Here is a 21,383-nt window from a genome sequence, read left to right as displayed (position 1 = left end):
CCTGTTCGCGGTGACTACTGCCCGGTGAAGTTCGGCTTGCGCTTCTCCGCGAAGGCGCGCGGCCCTTCCTTGGCATCGGCGGACCGGAACACCTCCATGCCGATCTTCGCCTCGATCGGGAACGCCTCGTTCTCCGGCATCGCCTCGGTGTCGCGCAGCGTGCGCAGCATCGCCTGGACGGCGAGCGGGCCGTTGGCGGCGATCTGGCCCGCCAGCGCCAGGGCCTTGTCGAGGGCGGTCCCGTCGGGGACGACGTGGCCGATCAGGCCGATCTCCTTGGCCTCGGCGGCGGTGATGTGCCGTCCGGTCAGCAGCAGGTCAGCGGCCACGGTGTAGGGGATCTGCCGGGCCAGCCGCACCGCGGAACCGCCGAGCGGGAACAGGCCCCAGCGGGCCTCGGAGACGCCGAACTTGGCGCTTTCCCCGGCCACGCGCAGGTCGGTGCCCTGCAGGATCTCGGTGCCGCCGGCGATGGCCGGGCCCTCGACCGCCGCGATCAGGGGCTTGCTCAGTCGCCGCCCCTTCAGCAGCGCGGGGAGGTAGGCCGGGTCCCAGGTGCCCTCGGTGGCGGTGTCGCCCGGATGCTGCGAGCTCATCGCCTTCAGGTCCATCCCCGCGCAGAAGGCCCCGCCCGCGCCGGTGAGGATCGCGACGCGGATATCGGGATCGCTGTCCACCTGGTCCCAGGCGTCGCGCATGATCGCCATCATCTCGCCCGAGAGGGCGTTGCGAGCCTCCGGCCGGTTCATCGTGACGATGAGGACGTGGTCTCGCTTCTCGACCAGACAGTGGGCCATTTCGATATCTCCTGACGTTCGAGCTTGTCAGAAACAGTAACACGTTCTATTTTTGTCTTTGTGAGCTACAACATAGCCGATCTCGTCGAACACGCCGTCGACCTGATGCCCGACCGGATCGTGCTGGTCGGCGAACATCGCGAGTCGACCTACGCCGAACTGGAGGAGCGGGCCAACAAACTGGCCCACTACCTGCTGGAACAGGGTGTGAAACCCGGCGACAAAGTCGGAATCTACTCCCGGAACACCGTCGAAGCCGTCGAGGCGATGGTGGCGATCTTCAAGGCGCGGGCGGTGATGATCAACGTCAACTACCGCTACGTCGAGAACGAGTTGCTGCACATCTTCGACAACTCCGACATGGTCGCGCTGATCCACGAGCGCCGCTACACCGACAAGGTCGCCGCGGTCCGCTCGAAGGTGCCCGGCCTGAAGACGGTGCTCGTCGTCGAGGACGGCACCGAGGGACCGACCGCGCCCGACACGGTGGAGTACGAAGCGGCGCTGGCCGCCTCCTCCGGTGAGCGCGACTTCGGCGAGCGCTCGCCCGACGACATCTACATGCTCTACACCGGCGGCACCACCGGCCTGCCCAAGGGCGTGATGTGGCGGCACGAGGACGTGTGGCGGGTGCTCGGCGCCGGCATCAACTTCATCACCGGTGAGTACACCAAGGACGAGTGGGAGCTGGCCAAGATCGGCGCGGCCAACCCGCAGATGGTGCGTTTCCCGATCCCGCCGATGATCCACGGCGGCGCGCAGTGGGCCACCTTCCACAGCCTGTTCGGCGGCGGCAAGGCCGTGATGATCCCCGAGTTCAGCGGGCACGGTGTCTGGCAGGCCGTCGACAAGCACAAGATCAACCTGATCTTCATCACCGGTGACGCGATGGCCCGGCCGATGCTCGACGCGCTGGAGGAGGGCAACCCGGAAACCGGTGAGCCCTACGACCTCTCGTCGCTGTACGTGCTCGCCAGCAGCGCGGCGCTGTTCTCGCCGCCGCTCAAGGACAAGTTCCTCGAGCTGCTGCCCAACCGCCTGCTCACCGACTCCATCGGTTCCTCGGAGACCGGCTTCGGCGGTCTGGCGACGATCGCCAAGGGGCAGACCCACACCGGCGGTCCGCGGGTGAAGATCGACGCGGCCACCCAGGTGCTCGACGAGGAAGGCAACCCGGTCGAGCCGGGCTCCGGCGTCGTCGGCCTGCTGGCGCGCAGTGGCCACATCCCGCTCGGCTACTACAAGGACGAGGTCAAGTCGGCCGCGACGTTCAAGGAGTTCAACGGGATTCGCTACGCGATCCCCGGCGACTTCGCGCGCGTCGAGGAGGACGGCACCGTCACCATGCTCGGCCGTGGTTCGGTGAGCATCAACAGCGGTGGCGAGAAGATCTACCCCGAAGAGGTCGAGGGCGCGCTCAAGGCGCATCCGGAGATCTTCGACGCGCTGGTGGTCGGCGTCGAGGACGAGCGCTGGGGCCAGCGGGTCGTCGCGGTGGTGCAGTGTCGCGGTGCGAACCGGCCGACACTGGCCGAACTGAAGCCGGTGCTGACCCAGGAGATCGCGTCCTACAAGCTGCCCCGCAGCCTGTGGTTCGTCGACGAGATCAAGCGCTCGCCCGCGGGCAAGCCGGACTACCGGTGGGCCAAGTCGCAGACCGACGAGCGGCCTGCCGACGAGCACGCCGACGCGGGCTCCGCGTAGGTAATCGACAGCACCAGGGGCCCTTCCGGCAATGTCGCCGGGAGGGCCCCTTCGTGTGCGTCAGCGGTTGGCGAGTTCGGCGAGCTGGTAGGCCAGCTTGCCGCGGACCGCGGGGATGCCGGTGAGCAGGCGCAGCGCGGAGTTGCGCGCGGTGCGGGCCGGGCTCGACTGCAGGGTGGCCATCCGGGTCATCCGGTCGGTGAACGCGACGACGTCCAGCGCGATCGGCCTGCGCACGGTCTCGTACTCGTCGAGCAGTGCGTCCGGTTCGCCGGCGACCACCTTCGCCAGCAGCCGGGCGAGCAGCGCGGCGTCTTGAATGCCGGTGTTCATGCCCTGGCCGCCCGCCGGGCTGTGCACGTGGGCGGCGTCGCCCGCGAGCAGGATCCGGCCCGCGCGGTAGTGGTCGGCGACGCGGTGGTGCACGCGGAAGCGTGAGCTCCACAGCACCTCGTCGACGCGCACCTCGCCCGCCGGGCCCCTGGCGTCGAGGAGGGTCTGGATGTCGTCGCGCGTCGGGTGCTCGGGGGCCTCGTCGACGGTGGCGACGACGCGGTAGCGCTCCTCGGCGGGGTCGGGCAGCGGGGCGACCACGGTGACGCCCTCGGGCGAAAGGTGCAGCGAGACTTCCGAACGCGGGGTCGGCCAGCTCATCCGGACATCGGCCAGGACGAACGAGGCGGGGTAGGTGTCGCCGGTGAAACCGATGCCCGCCTGGTCACGCACCGCGCTGTGCATGCCGTCGGCGCCGATCACGTAGTCGGCGGTGATGGTGCCGGTCGTGTCGTCCGCGGTGCGGTATTCGACGGTGACGTGGCCGTTCTCGTCGGCGACCCGCGCGACGGTGACCGGGCGGTGGACGGTGCCGCCCAGCGCGTGCAGCCGGTCGAGCAGCACCTGCTCGGTGACGTCCTGCGGGATCATCAGGGTGTAGGGGTAGGCGGTCGGCAGGTCGCCGAACTCGATGGTGGCCAACGTCTTCGGGCCGTCGTGCACCTTGAAGGTGGGGACCTGGATGCCGCGGGCGAGCAGTTCCTTCGCGATGCCGAGTTCGTCGAGGACCTCCAGGGTCCTGGCGTGCACGACCGCGGCGCGGGAGGTGTTGGCGCCCTCGCTGAGGCGATCGAGCAGGACATGGTCGACGCCGGCTTCGGCGAGCACGATCGCGGCGGTGAGACCGGCGGGGCCCGCGCCGACGATGACGACGGACGTGGCTTCGGGCAGTGGGGTGGCGGACATTGCGACTCCTGGTCAACGCTTGTTTGCCAACGCTTGTAGGCATAACGGTAAACCGGGCCGTCGATGAAAGTCAACAGTTGTTGGCCTACACTTGTTGGCATGACTTCCGCCGACCAGGAGACCCCGGCCCGCCGCTCGGACGCCACCCGCGCCGCCATCCTCGCCGCCGCGCGTGCCCGCTTCGCCGCCGACGGCTACGCGAAGGCGACCATCCGCGCCATCGCCGCCGACGCCGCGATCGATCCGTCGATGGTCATGCGCTACTTCGGCAGCAAGGACGGCCTCTTCGCCGCCGCCGCCCAGATCGACCTGGACCTGCCCGATCTGGGCGCCGCCGACCCGGACACCATGGGGGAGCTGCTGATCCGCCGCTTCCTCACCATCTGGGAGGACAACGACAACACCGTCCTGCTGATCCTGCTGCGCTCCTCGATCACCGACGACGCGGTCGCCGCCCGCTTCCGCGAGGTCTTCGCCCAGCAGGTCCTGCCCGCCGTCCTGCGCTTCGGCACCCCCGCCGACGCCCCCCGCCGCGCCGCCCTCATCGTCACCCAGCTGCTCGGCCTGGCCCTGTGCCGCTACGTCCTGCGCATCCCCCCGGTAGTCGACCTGACCCCGCACCAGATCACCACCGACATCGCCCCCACCCTCCAGCGCTACCTGACCTCGGAACCCGGCTCCGCCGATCGGTCCGAAATGTCGTAGAACCAGCTGGTACCGCGCGGTACCATCGGGCCTATGGCTGGTCTCAATGTGCGATTCACCGACGAGGAGCTGGACGCGCTCAGGCAGCGCGCCGAGGCCGAGGGCCGAAGCATGCAGCAGTTCGCGCACGATGCGGTCGTCGCCGCCATCAACGAGCGGTCGCGATTGTTCAACGAGGCGGCGGACCATGTGCTCCGGGTCAGCGAAGAGCTGAACCGGCGGTTGGCGTGATCCACTATCTGACGCTGCCGGAGCTGCTGAGCTTGGCGGAGCGGCTCGGTACGCCGGATGTCCGTGATTACGGGCTGCTCGATTCCGCCTCGGCACGGCCCCAGTCGAGTGTGTTCGGGCAGGACGCCTATCCCGATCTGTGGCAGAAGGCCGCCGCGCTGATGGAATCGCTCGCCCGCAACCACGGCTTGGTGGACGGAAACAAGCGCCTCGCCTGGTACGCGACCTGGGTATTCCTGCATCTCAACGGATGTCCGCTGGACGAGGCTTTCGATATCGATCGCGCCGAGGAGTTCGTGCTCGCGGTGTGCCAGGGCCGGCTCGATGTGCCTGCCATCGCCAAGGAACTCGTCCGCTTCGCGCGATAGACGTGGGTGGTGAACGCGGCAGGGCCCGTGCGGATCGGGGGAACGATCCGCACGGGCCCTGCTGTGTGCGAGCGGCTAGCCCGCCAGTTCCGCGCCGAGGGCGAGGAGGTGGGGAGTGGCGCCGCCGAGGGCGAATTCGTTGTGCTTGGCGGCGGTGAAGTAGTTGTGGGTGATGTGGTCGCGGTCGATGCCGAGGCCGCCGTGGACGTGGACGACGGTGTGGGCGACCTTGTGGCCCGCGTCGGCCGCCCAGAACTTGGCGATGTGGATGGACTCGGTGGCGGGCAGGCCTTCGGCCACGCGCCAGGCGGCCTGGGTGACCGTCAGGCGCAGGCCGCCGATGTCGATGGAGGCGTCGGCCAGGCGCTGGGCGACGGACTGGAACGAGCCGATCGGCTTGCCGAACTGCTCGCGGGTGCGGGTGTGCTCGGCGGTCAGCTCGAGCGCGCGCTCCAGGGTGCCCAGTTGCAGGGCCGACAGGCCGAGCCAGGCGTGCTCGCGCAGCCAGGTGAGGACGTCGGCGCCGGACTCGATGGAGCCGAGCAGCGTGGCCGGGGTGGCCGCGAGTTCGACGACGAACTCGGGGCTCAGGTCGACGACCTGCTGGGCGATGCGGGCGACCGACGCGTCGTCCGGGTCGACCACGAAGACGCCGACACCGTTGGAGGTGATGGCGGGCACCAGGATGCGCTCGGCCCGATCGGCGAAGGCGACGGTGGTCGCGGTACCGGTCAGGGTCCAGGCCGCGCCCGCGGGCTCGGCGACGATGCCCGGCGCGGCGGTGGTCGCGCGCAGTTCCTCGGCGAGCGCCGCGGTCAGCACGATCTCGCCCGCGCCCGCCCGCGCGGCCAGCTGCCGCTGGTCGGCGTCGCCGAACGTCGCCAGCGCGCCCGCGCCGACGACGATCGACCACAGGTAGGGCACCGCGGCGACGACGCGGCCGAGCTCACGCAGGATCGCGGTCTGCTCGAGCATGCCGAAATCGCTGCCGCCCAGCTCTTCCGGCAGGGCCGCGGCCAGCACGCCGGTCTCGGCGAGCGACTTCCAGAGCTGCTCGTCGTAGCGGCCCGCGGTGTCGAGCTCGCGCAGCCGGTCGGCGGTGACGAGCTTGGCGCAGATCTCGCCGGTCAGCCGGGCGAGATCGGTCTGGGCTTCGGTGGGAGTGAAATCCATGAGGGGATACCGGCTTTCGGGATCAGCGGGCGGACGCGGGCTGGCGCAGGGCGGTCATGGCGATGATGTCGCGCTGCACCTCGTTGGTGCCGCCGCCGAAGGTGAGGATGAGCGCGGCCCGGTGCATCCGCTCCAGCCTGCCGAGCATCACCGCGCCGGGGGAGTCCTGGCGCAGGTAGCCGTGCGAGCCGACGACCTCCATCAGCAGCCGATAGGCCTCGGTGGCCAGCTCGGTGCCGTAGACCTTGCACGCGGAGGCGTCCCACGGCTTGGGCGCCGCTTCGCCGCCCTGGTCGGCGCGGCTGGCGATCTCCCAGTTCAGCAGCTTGAGGTACTCGACCTTGGCGTAGACGCGCGCCAGATTCAGGCGCACCCACTCCTGGTCGATCACCCGCTTGCCGTCGGAGGCGGTGGTCTCACGCGCCCACTGCACCGTCTGGTTGACCGCGAGCGAGAGCGGCCCGGCCGAGGTCAGCGCGACGCGCTCGTGGTTGAGCTGGTTGGTGATCAGCGACCAGCCGCCGTTCTCCGGCCCGACCATCGAGGAGGCGGGCACCCGCACGTCCTGGTAGTAGGTGGCGCTGGTGTCGGGCCCGGCCATCGTGTGCACCGGCGTCCAGGAGAAGCCGTCGACATCGGTGGGCACGATGAACATCGAGATGCCCTTGTGCTTCTTGGCCGTCGGGTCGGTGCGCACCGCCAGCCAGATGTAATCGGCGTAGGCGATGAGGCTGGTCCACATCTTCTGGCCGTTGATGACGAAGTCGTCGCCGTCGCGCACCGCGGCGGTGCGCAGCGAGGCCAGGTCGGTGCCTGCGCCCGGCTCGGAGTAGCCGATGGCGAAGTGCAGCTCGCCCGAGGCGATCTTGGGCAGGAAGAACTTCTTCTGCTCCTCGGTGCCGTACTGCATGATCGTCGGCGCGACCGAGTTCAGGGTGAGGAACGGGACGGGCGCGCCCGCGATGGCGGCTTCCTCGACGAAGATCAGCTGATCCATCGTCGTGCGGTCCTGGCCGCCGTATTCCTTGGGCCAGCTCAGCGTCAGCCAGCCGTCCTTGCCCATCTGGCGGACGACGTCGCGGTAGACAGTGCCCTCGCCATACTCGCCGGTCTGCAGGCTCAGCGCCGCGCGTCGTTCCGGCGTCATCAGCTGGGCGAAATACTCGCGCAGCTCGGCGCGCAATTCTTCCTGCTGCGGCGTATACGCGACGCGCATGGTTCCTACCTCGGTCTCAGCTGCGAAAACGGACGTCGGCGGGGCGCAGGGGATGGGCCCCGCCGAAACCGATCATTGCATATGAACTGGAACATGTTCCAGTATTGACAGTGAATCGACAGCTGTTCCGCCTCGCGGGCCGTGCTGTCTGGGTTAGTGTCGCGGAGACCGCGTGGAAGGAAGTTCTCATGAAGATCATCGTCGATTTCGACCGGTGCGAAGCGAATGGCGTATGCGTAGGAATCGCCCCTGACATGTTTGAACTCGATGACGACGACAACCTGCACGTGCTCGAGGGCGATGTGGCCGACGATCGCGTCGCCGATGTCGAGGAAGCGGTGGCGCAGTGTCCCAAGGCCGCGCTGCGGTTGGCATGATCCGGTCTTGTCGGATAGTGAAACACGTTCTAAAGTCGGCCCGATGAGTGTGATGCAGACTTCACTGGACGGCCGAGTCGCGATCGTGACCGGCGCAGGCGCCGGTCTCGGCCGGGCCGAGGCCCTCGCGCTGGCCGCGGCGGGCGCGGCGGTGGTCGTCAACGACCTCACCGAGGACGCCGCCGCCGAGACCATCGCCGCGATTCGCGAGCTGGGCGGCAAGGCGGAGTTCGTCGGCGGCAGCATCGCCGAGCGCTCGACCGCCGACGCGCTGATCGCGACCGCCCAGGAATCCCTCGGCGGCCTCGACATCGTCGTCAACAACGCGGGCATCACCCGCGACCGCATGCTGTTCAACATGTCCGACGAGGACTTCGACGCGGTGATCGCCGTGCACCTGCGCGGCCACTTCCTGCTCTCGCGCAACGCGGGCGCCTACTGGCGCGCGGCATCCAAGGCCGCCGGCGCGCCGGTCTATGGCCGGCTGGTCAACACCTCCTCGGAGGCGGGCCTGCTCGGACCGGAGGGCCAGGCCAACTACGGCGCCGCGAAGGCGGGCATCACCGCGCTGACGCTGTCGGCCGCGCGTGGCCTGTCCCGCTTCGGCGTGCGGTCCAACGCGATCTGCCCCCGGGCCAGGACCGCGATGACCGAGGCCGTGTTCTCCGAGGCGCCCGAGGGGTCGGTCGACCCGCTCGCGCCCGAGCATGTGGCCAAGCTCGTCGCCTACCTCGCCTCGCCCGCCGCCGACGCGGTGAACGGTCAGGTCTTCGTCGTCTACGGCCCGATGGTCGCCCTGATGGCGGCTCCCGAGGTGGAGGCTCGCTTCGACGCCGCGGGCGCCGAATGGGCCGAGGAAGACCTCGCCTCGACGCTGCACGGCTACTTTGCCGAGCGGCCCGCCGACCACACGTTCTCGGCCCGCGCGCTCCGCGATCTGGGCTGATCTTCCTTCCACCGATTTGCCGGGTGTTGGCTCGCCGCGCGCCACGACGGGCATGTCTGCCGAGTTGTGTTGATCACAGGTCCAGGTGTTGGTAGACATGAGCGTCGGGGTGTGTGGCGGCTCACAGGAGGTAAATGGCATTCGGTCAGGATTCGTTTCAGTTTCCTCGACATATTTCGCGAAAAAGTCCTGGTAATAGTCTCCCCAAACGGCAGACATCAACAGGAACATGTTCTAGTCTTTGGGCAGTCTTCAGATCGGGGTGGCGGTGAAGTACGGGTGCGCGGGCAGGTCTGCCCGCCCGTCGGACAAGGAGGAAACCGAGTGAACGACCTCCTTGCTGTGCCGTTGCGGGCAGTTGGCGGATTCTTCGAACTCGGCGCGAATGTGGCGCGAGCCGCGTTCCGCCGTCCCTTCCAGTGGCGCGAATTCGTCGACCAGTCATGGTTCGTCGCCCGCGTCTCGATCGTGCCGACATTGCTCGTCGCGATTCCGTTCACGGTGTTGGTGGTCTTCACCCTCAACATCCTGTTGCGCGAGATCGGCGCCGCCGACCTCAGTGGCGCGGCGGCCGCGTTCGGCGCCGTCACCCAGGTCGGACCGATCGTCACGGTGCTGATCGTGGCGGGTGCGGGCGCCACCGCGATCTGCGCTGACCTGGGCGCACGCACCATCCGCGAAGAGATCGACGCGATGATGGTGCTCGGCATCGACCCGATCGCCCGGCTGGTCGTCCCCCGCGTGCTCGCCTCGATGTTCGTCGCGCTGATGCTCAACAGCCTGGTCTGCACCGTCGGCATCGTCGGTGGCTTCATGTTCTCGGTGTTCCTGCAGGGCGTGAATCCGGGCGCCTTCGTCAACGGGATTCCGCTGCTCACGAATCTGCCCGAGTTGATCCTCTCGGAGGTCAAGGCCGGGCTGTTCGGATTGATCGCCGGAATGGTTGCCTGCTACCTCGGTTTGCAGGTGAAAGGCGGGCCGAAGAGTGTCGGTGACGCGGTGAACCAAACAGTCGTCTTCGCCTTCATGGCGCTGTTCGTGGTGAATGTCGTCGCCACCGCGATCGGCCTGAAATTCACGGTGCGGTGACCACGATGGCATTCGTTGTTCGCAGTAAGTTCCCCCGGACGGTTCGCCGTTTCGATCGCGCCTCGAAATCCCTGGATTCGCTGGGCGACAAGGCGATCTTCTTCGTCCAGGCGCTCGCCTCGGTGCCCAGGGCGCTGGTGCACTACCGCACCGAGACGATCCGGCTCATCGCCGAGATCAGCATGGGCTCCGGCGCGCTGGCCGTGATCGGCGGCACCGTCGTGATCGTCGGGTTCCTCACCCTCATGGCCGGTGGCACCATCGCGGTGCAGGGCTACAGCTCGCTCGGCAATATCGGTGTCGAGGCGCTGACCGGCTTCTTCGCCGCCTTCCTCAACGTCCGCATCGCGGCACCGGTGATCTCCGGTATCGGCCTGGCCGCCACCATCGGCGCAGGCGCGACCGCCCAGCTGGGCGCCATGCGGGTGGCCGAGGAGATCGACGCGCTCGAATCGATGGCGGTGCGCCCGGTTCCGTTCCTGGTCGGCACCCGGGTGCTGGCGGGCATGATCGCGATCGTCCCGCTCTACGCCCTGGCGGTGATCGCCTCCTTCGTCGCCAGCCGCTTCGCGACCGTGGTGATCTACGGGCAGTCGGCCGGTGTGTACGACCACTACTTCTCGACGTTCCTCATCCCGAGCGACATTCTCTGGTCCTTCGGGCAGGCGATCGTCATGGCGATGGCCGTGATGCTGATCCACACCTACTTCGGTTACAACGCCGCGGGCGGTCCGGTCGGCGTCGGCGTCGCGGTCGGCAACGCGGTGCGCGCCTCGCTGGTCGCGGTCGTCATGGTGACCCTGATGATCTCGCTGGCCATCTACGGCACCTCCAGCAACTTCCACCTCTCGGGATAGCGCGATGCATACATCACGGATCGTCGCCGCACTGCAGGGCGGGCTCGGGCGCAAGCTCGCCGCGCTCGCCCTGGTCGCCCTGCTCGTCGGGGCTGTGGCCTTCGCACTCGCGCTGTTCCAAGGCGCGTTCACCACCACCGCGGTGGTGCTGGTGGACACACCACGCACCGGCCTGGTGCTCGACCCCGATGCCAAGGTGAAGGTGCGCGGCGTCGAGATCGGCCGCGTCACCGACATCGCCCTGCACGACGAGGGCGCGCAGCTGCGGCTGGAAGTCGACCCCGATCAGCTGAAGCTGGTGCCCGCCAACGCTGGCGTCGACATCCGCTCGACCACCGTCTTCGGCGCCAAATACGTCAACTTCATCGTGCCCGAGCAGCCGGCCTCGACCGCGCTGGCCCCGGGCAGCACGGTGTCGGCCAGCGCGGTGACCGTCGAATTCAACACGCTGTTCCAGCACCTGTCCGATGTGCTCGCCCAGGTGGAGCCGGAGAAGCTGAACGCGACGCTGACCGCGCTCGGCACCGCGCTGGAGGGCCGCGGCGACAAGCTGGGCGAACTGCTGGTGAGCTCGGACCGCTACCTGCGCGAGATCAACCCCTACCTGCCGACGCTGCAACAGGATCTGGACAAGACGGCCCAGGTGTCCGACATCTACGCCGACGCGTCCGGCGCGCTGCTGCGCACCGTGGACAACGCCACGGTCACCTCGCGCACCCTGGCGGAGCTGCAAGCTCAGTTCGACGACGTGCTGGTGAACGTGATCGGCCTGTCCGACACCACGGGTGCGGTGCTGCGGGAGAACGAAACCAATATCGTCACCGCGCTCGACCTGCTGCGACCGACGACCAGCCTGCTGTTCGAATACGCGCCCGCGCTCGGCTGCCTCATCGACGGAATCGGTCCGATCATGCCGTTGGCCAACGAGGTATTCGGCGGTGTCCTGCCGGGTGTCGGCATGCACGCCTCCTTCATGCCCGGCCAGAAGCCCTACAGCTACCCCGAGGATCTGCCCAAGGTGAACGCGACCGGTGGACCGCACTGTGAGGGTGTGGTGACCCGGGTGCCGGACAGCCACGCGAACTACGTGGTGACCGATACCAGCGAGGGTGCGCCGTACACCCCGCGTACCGCGCCGCCCGCCCTGAACGACAGCGCACCAATGGTGTTCCAGCTCCTGCTGGACGGACTGCCGGGAGTGACACGGTGAAAAACACGGCGACGACGGTCAAGCTCGCGATCTTCTCCGTGGTGATGACACTGGTCTTCGCGGGCCTGGCGATCGTGCTCAGCCAAGCGCGGTTCTCCAGCGAGAACGGCTACAAGGCGGTCTTCACCAGCTCCTCGGGCATGGTGCCGGGGGCGAAGGTGCGCATCGCCGGCGTCCCGGTGGGCTCGGTGACCTCGGTGAAGGTCGGCGACGACGATCTCGCCCACGTCGAGTTCGACGTGGACACCAAGTACGCCGTGCTGTCGAGCACCCGCCTGGCGATCAAGTACGAGAACCTGGTCGGTGACCGGTATCTGGAACTGATGGAAGGTCCGGGCTCGGCCCGCGTGCTGCCCGAAGGGTCCACCATCGGCAAGGAGCAGACCGCGCCCGCATTGGACCTGGACCTGCTGCTCGGCGGTTTCAAGCCGCTGCTGCGTGGGCTAGACCCGGGCCAGGTCAACGACCTGACCTCGGCGCTGCTGCAGATCTTCCAGGGCCAGGGCGGCACGCTGGTCTCGCTGCTCAACAGCGGCGGCAACTTCTCCCGCACCCTCGCCGACCGCGACGCCCTGATCGGCAGCGTGATCGACAACCTGAACACGGTGCTGGCCACCATCGACGATCGCGACGAGCAGTTCACCACCACGATCGACGAATTGCAGCGCCTGGTCAGCGGATTGGCCGCCGAACGCGACCCGATCGGCGCCGCGCTCCCGCGGATCGCCGGTGCGACGAAGGAACTCAACGACTTGCTGACCACGGCACGTCCCGATCTGCGCAACACCATCGAGCAGACCGGCCGGCTGGCCACCAACCTCGACAACGGCTCCGACGAGCTCGAATGGGTGTTGGGGAAGCTGCCGGACACCTACAAGAAACTGATCCGCATCGGCTCCTACGGCGCGTTCCTGCAGCTCTACATCTGCGGCACCGTCCTGCTGGTAGACGGCCCGAACGGTCAGCCGATGGAAGTGCGAATCCCGGGTTCGCAGGCGAGCGGAAGGTGTACGCCGAATGAGTGAGAGCAAGTCGTCGGCCGCCACCATCGGCGTCGTCGGCATCGTGCTGGCGGTGACGATCTCGCTCGCCACGCTGCAGTACACCAAGCTGCCGTTCATCCGCTCCGGCGCGACGTTCACCGCGTTCTTCGCCGACGCGGGCGGGCTGGTGCCCGGCGACCCGGTGCATGTGGCCGGCGTGCGCTCCGGCGAAGTCGACGATGTGTCGCTCGATGGCCCGAAGGTGCTGGTGAAGTTCACCCTGGACGAGTCGATCGTGCTGGGCGAGAAGACCTCCGCCGCGATCAAGACCAACACGGTGCTCGGTCGCAAGTCCCTCGATGTGGTGCCGACCGGACCGGGTGCGTTGCGTACCTCGGACACCATCCCGCTCGACCGGACCACCTCGCCGTACTCGCTCAACGAGGCGCTCAGCGATCTCGGCGGGACCGTCCGCGATCTCGACATGGATCAGATCGACCAGACACTGGACGCCCTCTCGGCCGCCTTCGCCGACACTCCGGGCCCGCTGCGCAACGCCCTCGATGGCGTCACCGCGCTCTCGCGCAGCATCAACACCCGCGACCAGGCGCTCACCGATCTGCTCGGCCGGGCGCAGAACGTCACCGCGATCCTGGCCGACCGTAGTTCGCAGCTCAATGCGTTGCTGCTCGACGGCAACAACCTGCTCGGCGAGCTCGACAACCGCCGAGCCGCCATCAACCAGCTCATCGTCTACGTCGACGCGGTCGCCAAGCAGCTCTCCGGGCTGGTCGCCGACAACGAGGCGCAGATGAAACCGACACTGGACCGGCTGAATTCGGTGCTCGCCCTGTTGCAGCGCAACAAGGAGAACCTGACCCAGGCGCTCGAGAACGTCGGCCCCTACGCCTCGGCGCTGGGCGAGCAGGTCGGCAGCGGCCCGTGGTTCAACGCCTACGTGGTGAACGCGACGAGTACCACGCTGCGTCCGCTGGTCGACGCGCTGGTCTGGCCCGAGCATGTGCCGCAGGACCTGCTCGACTACCTCACCCATCCGGCGCCGCCGAGCATCGTGCCTTCCGAGGAGGACCCGCCGCGATGAACATCGCATCGAAAGTTCGTGGCGTGCCACGTTGGACGCTCGGGGTCGCCGTGGCGGTGATCGTCGCCTTGGTCGCGGTCGGGGTCTACTTCAGCCTCGGTATCGGGAAGACCAAGATCACCGCGGCCTTCACCTCGACCAACGGCCTGTACGCGGGTGACGAGGTGCGAATGCTGGGTGTGACGATCGGCAGGATCGATTCGATCGAGCCCGGCGAAGGCCGGGTGCAGGTGCGGATGTCCGTCGACGGCGACGTCGACCTGCCCGCCGACGCGCGCGCCGTGCTGATCGCGCCCTCGCTGGTGTCGGCCCGGTTCATCCAGCTGGCGCCCGCCTACGAGGGTGGTCCGAAGCTGGCCGACGGCGCGCAGATTCCGATCGAGCGCACCGCGGTGCCGGTGGAGTGGGACGACATCAAGGCCGAACTGTCCAATCTCGCGACGGCTCTCGGGCCCGTCGGGGACGACGAGCAGGGTTCCTTCGGGCGCTTCGTCAACACCGCGGCGGACAACCTCGACGGCAACGGCCAGAAGTTCCGCGACACCCTGCGGGAACTGTCGGCGACGCTGACCACGTTGTCCGACGGGCGAACCGACCTCTTCGGCACCATCCGCAACCTGCAGAAGTTCGTCGAGGTGCTCTCGGCGAGCAACGAGCAGATCGTGCAGTTCGGCGGCCGCCTGGCCTCGGTGGCCTCGGTCCTCGCCGGCGCGTCGGAGGAACTCGGCGCCGGCCTGGACAGCCTGGATGTGGCGCTCGCGGACGTGAAGCGCTTCCTCGACGGCAGCGGTGCCGAACTCACCGAAGGCGTCGAGCGATTGGCCGATGTCACCCAGATCCTGGCCGACAAGCGGCCGGAGATCGAACGGCTGCTGCATTCCGCGCCGACCGCGCTGGTGAACTTCTACCAGATCTACCAGCCGGCCCAGGGCGCGCTCAGCGGCTCGGTGGCACTGCCCAATACGGCCAATCCGTTGAGCTTCCTCTGCGGCTCCATCCGGGCGCTCGAGATGAACGACTCGGACCGGTCGGCGGACCTGTGCGCGGAATTCGTCGCCCCGGTGATCAGCTCGCTGGCGATGAACTACGCGCCGATCATGCTCAACCCGGTCCTCGGCACCACCGCCCTGCCCGGCCAGCTGACCTACAGCCCGCCGAGCTTGGAAGCGGAGGTTGACCCCGCGAAGGTGCCCCCGACGGCTGCGCCGATCACCGTGCCGAGCGGTCTCGCCGGACTCGCCGTTCCAGGAGGACAACGATGAGGCCCCAACGAATGCTCGCCGGGCTGGCGGTGGGCGTCGCCGTGACGCTCGGCGCGACCGGCTGTCAGTGGGACGGACTGAACTCACTGCCCATGCCGGGTTCCGAGGGCACCGCTCCCGGTTCGTACACCGTGCGCATCCAGATGCCCAATGTCACCACGCTGACCAGGAATTCGCCGGTGCGGGTGGACGATGTCGAGGTCGGCAACGTCACCGGCATCGAGGTCGAGGGCTGGCACGCGCTGGTCACGGTCTCGCTGAATCCCGACGTGAAACTGCCCGCCAACGCGGTCGCCAAGATCGGCCAGACCAGCCTCCTCGGCAGCAATCACCTCGAGCTGTCCGCGCCGACCGATATCCCCGCCCAGGGTCAGCTGCGCAACAACGACGTGATCCCGCTGGATCGGGCCGGTGCCTACCCGACGACCGAGCAGGTGCTGTCCTCGCTGTCGGTCGTGCTCAACGGCGGCGGCATCGCTCAGCTCGAGACGATCACCAGGGAGATGAACGCGGCGCTCAACGGCCGCGAGACCGAGATCGCCGACCTGCTGCCCCAGCTCAACGAGCTGACCACCGGTCTGGAAAAGCAGACCGGCAACATCATCGCCGCGATGGAGGGCCTGGACCGGGTGGCGGGCAGCTTCGCCGCCCAGAAGGACGTGCTCGCCCGCGCGCTCGACGAGATCCCCCCGGCGCTGACGGTGCTCGCCGACCGCACCGCCAACATCACCAGGGCGGTCACCGCGCTCGGCGAGCTCAGTGACGTGACCGAGCGGATCATCCAGACCAGTGGCGACGACCTGAAGGCCAACCTGGCCAGCCTCGGCCCGGTGCTGGAAACCCTGGCGAACACCGGCACCAACCTCATCGCGGCGATGGCCGTGCTGCCGACGTTCCCGTTCCCGATCAAGAACATCGACAACGCGATCAAGGGTGACTACCTCAATCTCTTCATCACCTTCGACCTGACCGGAAAGCGGCTGGACACCAACTGGCTCACCGGCACGCCGCTCGGTGGCCGCTTCGGCGGTGTCGAGGGTGTGCTCGGTACCTTCGCGCCGTCGACGTCGACCGACGCGGGCGACCCGACCAAGGTCCCGGCGGCGCCCGCGCCCAGCGCGGCACCGACGCCGACCCTGCCCGGCCTGCCGCCGATCCCGGGCCTGCCCTCCATTCCCGGCATCACCGTGCCGCTGCCCGGCCAGGAAGGAGCGGGTCGATGAAACTCACCAGGTTCGTCCATATTCAGCTCGCGATCTTCTCCGTCCTCACCGTGATCGGTCTCGTCGTGATGGGCGGGACGTACATCCAGATACCGGCGATGCTCGGGATCGGGCGCTACGGGGTGACGGTCCAGCTCGCCGCCACCGGCGGGCTGTATCCGACCGCGAACGTCTCCTACCGCGGCACCAATATCGGCAAGGTGGAGGCGGTCCGGCTCACCCCGGCCGGGGTCGAGGCAGATCTGTCGATCGACAGCGACTACAAGGTGCCGAAGGACTCGATCGCCTGGATCCGCAGTGTCTCGGCGATCGGTGAGCAGTACGTCGACCTGGTGCCCGAGCCCGGCGCGGGCTCCGGCGATCTGCGTGACGGCTCGGTGATCCCGGTGGAACGCACCAGGCTGCCCCAGGACGTCGGCTCGCTGCTCGACCAGACCGACAAGCTGCTCTCGACCGTCGCCGATACCCGGCTGCGCCAGGTGATCGACGAGGCGTTCAAGGCGTTCAACGGCGCGGGCCCGGACCTGCAGCGGTTCATCGACTCGGCGTCGCTGCTGTTGCAGCAGGCCGAGACCGATGTGGAACCGACCAAGAAGCTGCTCGATCAGATCGGCCCGCTGCTGGACACCCAGATCCAATCCGATGCCAATATCCGTTCCTGGACAGCGGATCTCGCTACCCTCACCGATCAACTTCGCGAGCACGATCCGACATTGCGAAACCTGTTGCACGACAGTCCTTCCGCGATGCAGAAGGTGAACGAGCAGTTCCAGAGTCTGCGCCCGACGCTGCCGTTGCTGGCGAGCAATCTGGTGAGTCTCGGCCAGGTCGGCGTGACGTATCACGCTGGTGTCGAACAACTCCTGGTCGTTTTCCCGCCGCTGATCGCGGCGTTCAAGACCATCCTGCGCGGACCGACCAAGTACGGCGCGATGGTCAACTTCATGACCGCGGTCCAGGACCCGCCCGCCTGCACCACCGGCTTCCTGCCCGCCGACCAGCGGCGCGAGCCGAGTGACTTCACCCCGATCGACACACCCCAGGGGCTGTACTGCAAGGTGGCACAGGATTCTCCGATCGAGGTGCGCGGCATCCGCAACAGCCCGTGCATGGAGAATCCAGGCGTTCGGGCGCCCACTCCCGAACTGTGCCGGACCGGGTACGTGCCCCTGGGCACCAACCCGCCGTTCGGCGCGCCGCAGCCGGTCGCACCGGCCTCGGCTCCGACCGGCGCGTCCACGGGCGGTGTGACCCCCGCCTCAGCGCGCCCCTATGATCCGTCCACAGGCACCTATCTGGGCACCGACGGACGTACGTACCGGCAAGGCGACATCGCTTCCGACGGCTCGGGCACTGTCCCGGCCAGCTGGCAGGCGATGTTGGAGGAGCAGCAACGATGAGTGACAACGACAACCGCCGCCCGCGCAGGCGGGCCGCACGGTCGGCCGGTCCGCCGGTCGACGAGCCGACGCAGGCCACGGTCAGCATCCGCAAGGACGACGCCGAGGTCACCGAGGTCGTGGCCGCCGCGGCGGCTCCGGCCGAGACCGTGCCGGTCGCCGACAAGGCCGTGCCGGCGGATGTCGTTCCGGCCGCCGCGGACAAGACCGTGGTCCTTCCCGTAGCCGACGAGACCGTCGTCCTGGACAAGGCCGTGGTCGCGGAGTCCGACGACGACCTCGACGACGACACCACCGACGAGGCCACGCCGACCGGCCGCGGGCGGATCCTCGCCCTCGCCGCCGCGGTCGTCCTGGTGCTCGCGCTGGTCGTCGGCGCCGGGTTCGCCGCCTTCGCGGTCCGCTCGGTCGACGCCGACGAGGACCTGCGCGCGGAGTACACCCAGACCGCCCGCCAGGCGGTCATCAACCTCACCACCATCCGCGCCGACTCCGCCAAGGAGGACATCGACCGCATCCTGTCGGTGGCCTCGGGCGAGTTCAAGACGGAATTCGACGGTCGCCTCGATCCGTTCATGGACGTGGTGAAGCAGGCCAAGGTGGTCTCGCACGGTGAGGTCGTCGAGTCGGGCATCGAGTCGGCCGACGACACGACCGCCAAGGTGCTCGTCGCCGCGAAGCAGACGGTGAGCAACAGCGGCTCGGCCGAGCCGCAGCAGCGTCAGTACCGGTTCCGGGTGACCGTCACCAAGGGCGATACCGGCATGACCGTCTCGAAGGTGGAGTTCGTCGGATGAGTGGGAACCGCGCAAAGATCGTTTTCGGCGGCCTCGGTGTCCTCGGCCTGATCGCCGCGGTGATCCTCGGCCTGAGCGGCTACCAGCTCTACCAGCACAGCCGCACCGAGCAGGCCCGCACCGACGCGCTGACCACGGCCGGCCGCACGGTGACCGCCATGTTCAGCTACGAGCCGGGCACGGTCGACACCGAGCTGCCCAAGGCCGCGGACAATCTCACCGAGGAGTTCCGCGCCGACTACCTGAAGCTGATCGAGCAGGCCATCGCGCCGGGCGCCAAGGAGAAGCAGCTCACCGTCAAGGCCACCGCCCAGGCCGAGGGTGTCGTCTCCGCCGACCCCGAGCACGTGGTGGTGTTGCTGTACCTGAACCAGCTGACCACCAGCAAGGATTCCCCGCAGGGCACCACCTCGGGCAGCCGGGTGCGGGTGTCGCTGGACAAGGCCGACAACCGCTGGCTGGTCGCCCAGGTCACGCCGGTCTGAGTCAGCGCGACACGGATGTTCCCGTCGGCCCGGCCTGATTCAGGCCGGGCCGCGGTCGTCGCGGGGCAGCCGGACCACGAAGGTCGCGCCGCCGCCCGGTGTCGGCCCGACCGTGACCTTGCCGCCGTGCGCGGCGACCAGCGCGGCCACGATGGACAGCCCGAGCCCGGTGCCGCCGCTGCTGCGGGTGCGTGAGGCGTCGGCGCGGTAGAAGCGTTCGAAGATCCGCGCCGATTCCGCCGCGGACAGCCCGGGGCCGGTATCGGCGACCTCGAGCAGCACCTCGTCGGCGGCGGGCGTGAGCCGCACGGTGATCGACGTACCGTCCGGCGTGTGCGTGCGGGCGTTGTTCAGCAGGTTGGTCAGGATCTGGCGCAGGCGGTGATCGTCGCCGAGGATCTCCAAGGTGCCGGTGCCGTCGGCGATCTCGAGGGTGATCGGCCGGTGCTCGCCCTCGGCGGCCGCCACCGCGCGGGCGCTGTGCACGGCGTCGCCCGCGATCGCGAGCAGGTCGACCGGCTTCAGGTCGACGGGGCGTTGCGCGTCGAGCCTGGCCAGCATCAGCAGGTCCTCCACCAGCAGGCCCATCCGCTGGGCCTCGTGTTCGATGCGGTTCATGAACATCGCCGGATCACCGGTCGCGCCCTGCCGGTACAGCTCGGCGAAGCCGCGGATGGTGGTGAGCGGGGTGCGCAGTTCGTGACTGGCGTCGGCGACGAAACGCCGCATCCTGGCCTCGGATTCGCGGGCGGCGGCCTCGGAGGCCTCGGTCGCGGCGAAGGCCTGCTGGATCTGGGTGAGCATGCTGTTGAGCGAGCGCGAGAGCCGGTCGACCTCGGTGTCGTTGCCGCGCACCGGAACCCGCCGATGCAGCTGACCTTCCGCGATCGCCGCCGCGGTGGCCTCGACCCGGCGCAGCGGCCGCAGGCTGCCGCGCACCACGAAGTAGGCGGCCACGGCCAGGGCGATCAGCACGATCGCGCCGACCACGACCTGCAGCACGACGAGCTTGCGCACCGTTTCGATGTCGTCGGTCAGCGGCCACGCGACCGTCGCCGACGCGCGGTGCCCGTTGACGGTCAGCACCCGCCACTGGTCGGTCGAGTCGCCCTGCGAGCCGACGGTGACCGGTTGCAGCGCGGGGGGATCGGGGAGATCGGGCTTGGCGTCGGTGCCGAAGACGTTGTCCAGGGTGATGTTCCGGGTGCCGTCGGTGCTCTCGGCCTCGAGGTAGTACCGGCCGGGCGGCTGCCGATCCGGCGACGGCGCCGGCAGGGCGGGCGCGGGCATCCCGACCCGGCGCTCCCATTCGATCGCGGCATCGGTCAACTGCTGGTCGGTGCGGTTCTGCAGCGAGTTCTCCATCGCCTTGGTGACGACGAAACCCGAAGCGACCAAACCGAATCCGGCCATCGCCACCAGCATCAGCACCAGCGTCACGCGCAGCGGGATCGCCGAGAACCGCCGGGCGACACGCGCGCGCAGGCTCATCGCGCGGCCGACTCCCGCATGACGTACCCGACGCCGCGCAGGGTGTGGATCAACCGCTGGTCCCCGGTGTCGACCTTCTTACGCAGATACGACACGTAGGTCTCCACCACGCCGACCTCGCCGCCGAAGTCGTAGCGCCACACGTGATCCAGGATGCGGGGTTTGCTGAGCACGCTGCCCGCGTTCACCATGAAATAGCGCAGCAGCGTGAACTCGGTGGGGGACAGGGCCACCGGCTCGCCCGCCTTCCACACCTCGTGGGTGTCGTCGTCGAGTTCGATGTCGGCGAAGCGCAGCCGGGTGCTGGCCTGCTCGGGCGCGGTGCGGCCGGAGCGGCGCAGGATCACCCGCAGCCGGGCCACCACTTCCTCGAGACTGAACGGCTTGGTGACGTAGTCGTCGGCGCCGAGGGTGAGACCGGTGATCTTGTCCTCGACCTCGTCGCGGGCGGTCAGGAACAGCACCGGCGCGTCGATGCCGTCGGCGCGCAACCGGCGCAGCAGGCCGAAGCCGTCCATGCCGGGCATCATCACGTCGACGATCAGCGCCTCCGGGCGGAACGCGCGGGCCTTGTCCAAGCCCTCCGCGCCGTCGCTCGCCGTCGCCACCTCGAAGCCCTGGTAGCGCAGGCTCACCGCCAGCAATTCGACGATCATCGGTTCGTCGTCGACGACGAGCACCCTGGCTTCGGGTGCTTCCGGCACACCACTCATGGATCTCATGGTCCA

At 68.5% G+C, this 21,383-nt stretch carries 22 protein-coding genes; 16 read left to right on the top strand and 6 right to left on the bottom strand.

Features of this window, described 5'->3' with window-relative positions:
• Positions 1–14: 14 nt before the first annotated feature.
• The gene (locus ACFVW6_RS07285) at positions 15–797 is read right to left on the bottom strand and encodes a crotonase/enoyl-CoA hydratase family protein (protein ID WP_355270850.1); all 783 of its coding nucleotides are present in this window, start codon (positions 795–797) and stop codon (positions 15–17) included.
• A gap of 60 nt (positions 798–857) precedes the next feature.
• On the opposite strand from ACFVW6_RS07285, the gene ACFVW6_RS07280 reads away from it, so the two are divergent.
• Complete coding sequence (locus ACFVW6_RS07280; protein WP_378825251.1) at positions 858–2,501, top strand: acyl-CoA synthetase; 1,644 nt, start codon at positions 858–860, stop codon at positions 2,499–2,501.
• Between the two features lie 60 nt (positions 2,502–2,561).
• Here ACFVW6_RS07280 and ACFVW6_RS07275 read toward each other — a convergent pair whose 3' ends face one another.
• On the bottom strand, positions 2,562–3,740 hold the full coding sequence (locus tag ACFVW6_RS07275; RefSeq protein WP_378825253.1) for an FAD-dependent monooxygenase: 1,179 nt from the start codon (positions 3,738–3,740) through the stop codon (positions 2,562–2,564).
• Positions 3,741–3,839: 99 nt separating this feature from the next.
• Between ACFVW6_RS07275 and ACFVW6_RS07270 the strand changes: the two genes are divergently transcribed.
• Genes ACFVW6_RS07270 through ACFVW6_RS07260 form a run of 3 tightly spaced genes read left to right on the top strand, consistent with a single transcriptional unit; the run spans position 3,840 to position 5,044 of the window.
• Positions 3,840–4,445, top strand: coding sequence for a TetR family transcriptional regulator (locus ACFVW6_RS07270; RefSeq protein WP_378825255.1), 606 nt, complete (start codon positions 3,840–3,842; stop codon positions 4,443–4,445).
• Positions 4,446–4,478: 33 nt separating this feature from the next.
• Positions 4,479–4,676 carry a hypothetical protein gene (locus tag ACFVW6_RS07265; RefSeq protein WP_189029939.1) on the top strand — a complete coding sequence of 66 codons (198 nt, stop codon included), beginning with the start codon at positions 4,479–4,481 and terminating at the stop codon, positions 4,674–4,676.
• Positions 4,673–5,044: a type II toxin-antitoxin system death-on-curing family toxin gene (locus tag ACFVW6_RS07260; RefSeq protein ID WP_378825257.1), complete on the top strand. Its 372-nt coding sequence runs from the start codon at positions 4,673–4,675 to the stop codon at positions 5,042–5,044. Before ACFVW6_RS07265 ends, ACFVW6_RS07260 begins: the two co-directional genes overlap by 4 nt.
• 75 nt (positions 5,045–5,119) lie before the next feature.
• On the opposite strand, the gene ACFVW6_RS07255 is transcribed toward ACFVW6_RS07260, so the two are convergent.
• Both ACFVW6_RS07255 and ACFVW6_RS07250 read right to left on the bottom strand, forming a co-directional pair.
• Complete coding sequence (locus tag ACFVW6_RS07255; protein ID WP_378825260.1) at positions 5,120–6,217, bottom strand: acyl-CoA dehydrogenase family protein; 1,098 nt, start codon at positions 6,215–6,217, stop codon at positions 5,120–5,122.
• Between the two features lie 22 nt (positions 6,218–6,239).
• Positions 6,240–7,433, bottom strand: a complete 1,194-nt coding sequence (locus ACFVW6_RS07250; protein WP_378825263.1) for an acyl-CoA dehydrogenase family protein — start codon at positions 7,431–7,433, stop codon at positions 6,240–6,242.
• Between the two features lie 188 nt (positions 7,434–7,621).
• On the opposite strand from ACFVW6_RS07250, the gene ACFVW6_RS07245 reads away from it, so the two are divergent.
• The 12 genes from ACFVW6_RS07245 to ACFVW6_RS07190 all read left to right on the top strand — a co-directional run bounded on the left by ACFVW6_RS07245 (position 7,622) and on the right by ACFVW6_RS07190 (position 19,164).
• Complete coding sequence (locus ACFVW6_RS07245) at positions 7,622–7,810, top strand: ferredoxin (protein WP_019044780.1); 189 nt, start codon at positions 7,622–7,624, stop codon at positions 7,808–7,810.
• A 43-nt stretch (positions 7,811–7,853) separates the two neighbouring features.
• A complete protein-coding gene (locus tag ACFVW6_RS07240; protein ID WP_355270861.1) occupies positions 7,854–8,756 on the top strand; it encodes a 3-oxoacyl-ACP reductase in 903 nt (300 codons plus the stop codon).
• 324 nt (positions 8,757–9,080) lie between these two features.
• A complete protein-coding gene (locus ACFVW6_RS07235) occupies positions 9,081–9,845 on the top strand; it encodes an ABC transporter permease (protein WP_355271716.1) in 765 nt (254 codons plus the stop codon).
• Between the two features lie 5 nt (positions 9,846–9,850).
• The gene (locus ACFVW6_RS07230; RefSeq protein WP_355270863.1) at positions 9,851–10,702 is read left to right on the top strand and encodes an ABC transporter permease; all 852 of its coding nucleotides are present in this window, start codon (positions 9,851–9,853) and stop codon (positions 10,700–10,702) included.
• A gap of 4 nt (positions 10,703–10,706) precedes the next feature.
• The gene (locus tag ACFVW6_RS07225; protein WP_378825267.1) at positions 10,707–11,912 is read left to right on the top strand and encodes an MCE family protein; all 1,206 of its coding nucleotides are present in this window, start codon (positions 10,707–10,709) and stop codon (positions 11,910–11,912) included.
• Entirely contained in the window at positions 11,909–12,937 is a 1,029-nt protein-coding gene (locus ACFVW6_RS07220) for an MCE family protein (protein WP_378825269.1), read from the top strand. Before ACFVW6_RS07225 ends, ACFVW6_RS07220 begins: the two co-directional genes overlap by 4 nt.
• Positions 12,930–13,997, top strand: a complete 1,068-nt coding sequence (locus tag ACFVW6_RS07215; RefSeq protein WP_355270868.1) for an MCE family protein — start codon at positions 12,930–12,932, stop codon at positions 13,995–13,997. Before ACFVW6_RS07220 ends, ACFVW6_RS07215 begins: the two co-directional genes overlap by 8 nt.
• On the top strand, positions 13,994–15,259 hold the full coding sequence (locus ACFVW6_RS07210; protein WP_378825271.1) for an MCE family protein: 1,266 nt from the start codon (positions 13,994–13,996) through the stop codon (positions 15,257–15,259). The genes ACFVW6_RS07215 and ACFVW6_RS07210 overlap by 4 nt, the downstream gene beginning before the upstream one ends.
• A complete protein-coding gene (locus ACFVW6_RS07205; RefSeq protein WP_378825273.1) occupies positions 15,256–16,482 on the top strand; it encodes an MCE family protein in 1,227 nt (408 codons plus the stop codon). The genes ACFVW6_RS07210 and ACFVW6_RS07205 overlap by 4 nt, the downstream gene beginning before the upstream one ends.
• Complete coding sequence (locus ACFVW6_RS07200; protein WP_355270873.1) at positions 16,479–17,882, top strand: MlaD family protein; 1,404 nt, start codon at positions 16,479–16,481, stop codon at positions 17,880–17,882. The genes ACFVW6_RS07205 and ACFVW6_RS07200 overlap by 4 nt, the downstream gene beginning before the upstream one ends.
• A complete protein-coding gene (locus ACFVW6_RS07195; RefSeq protein ID WP_378825275.1) occupies positions 17,879–18,679 on the top strand; it encodes a hypothetical protein in 801 nt (266 codons plus the stop codon). The genes ACFVW6_RS07200 and ACFVW6_RS07195 overlap by 4 nt, the downstream gene beginning before the upstream one ends.
• Complete coding sequence (locus ACFVW6_RS07190; RefSeq protein WP_378825277.1) at positions 18,676–19,164, top strand: h domain protein; 489 nt, start codon at positions 18,676–18,678, stop codon at positions 19,162–19,164. Before ACFVW6_RS07195 ends, ACFVW6_RS07190 begins: the two co-directional genes overlap by 4 nt.
• A 39-nt stretch (positions 19,165–19,203) precedes the next feature.
• Here the strand turns inward: ACFVW6_RS07190 and ACFVW6_RS07185 are convergent, their stop codons facing one another.
• On the bottom strand, positions 19,204–20,655 hold the full coding sequence (locus ACFVW6_RS07185) for an ATP-binding protein (RefSeq protein ID WP_378825280.1): 1,452 nt from the start codon (positions 20,653–20,655) through the stop codon (positions 19,204–19,206).
• Positions 20,652–21,368 (bottom strand): response regulator transcription factor, encoded by a 717-nt coding sequence (locus ACFVW6_RS07180; protein WP_355270880.1) that lies wholly within the window; start codon positions 21,366–21,368, stop codon positions 20,652–20,654. The genes ACFVW6_RS07185 and ACFVW6_RS07180 overlap by 4 nt, the downstream gene beginning before the upstream one ends.
• Positions 21,369–21,383: the final 15 nt, after the last annotated feature.

It is taken from the genome of Nocardia sp. NPDC058244, assembly GCF_042882065.1.
Taxonomy (GTDB): domain Bacteria; phylum Actinomycetota; class Actinomycetes; order Mycobacteriales; family Mycobacteriaceae; genus Nocardia.
This window is presented reverse-complemented; position numbering and strand designations above follow the sequence as displayed.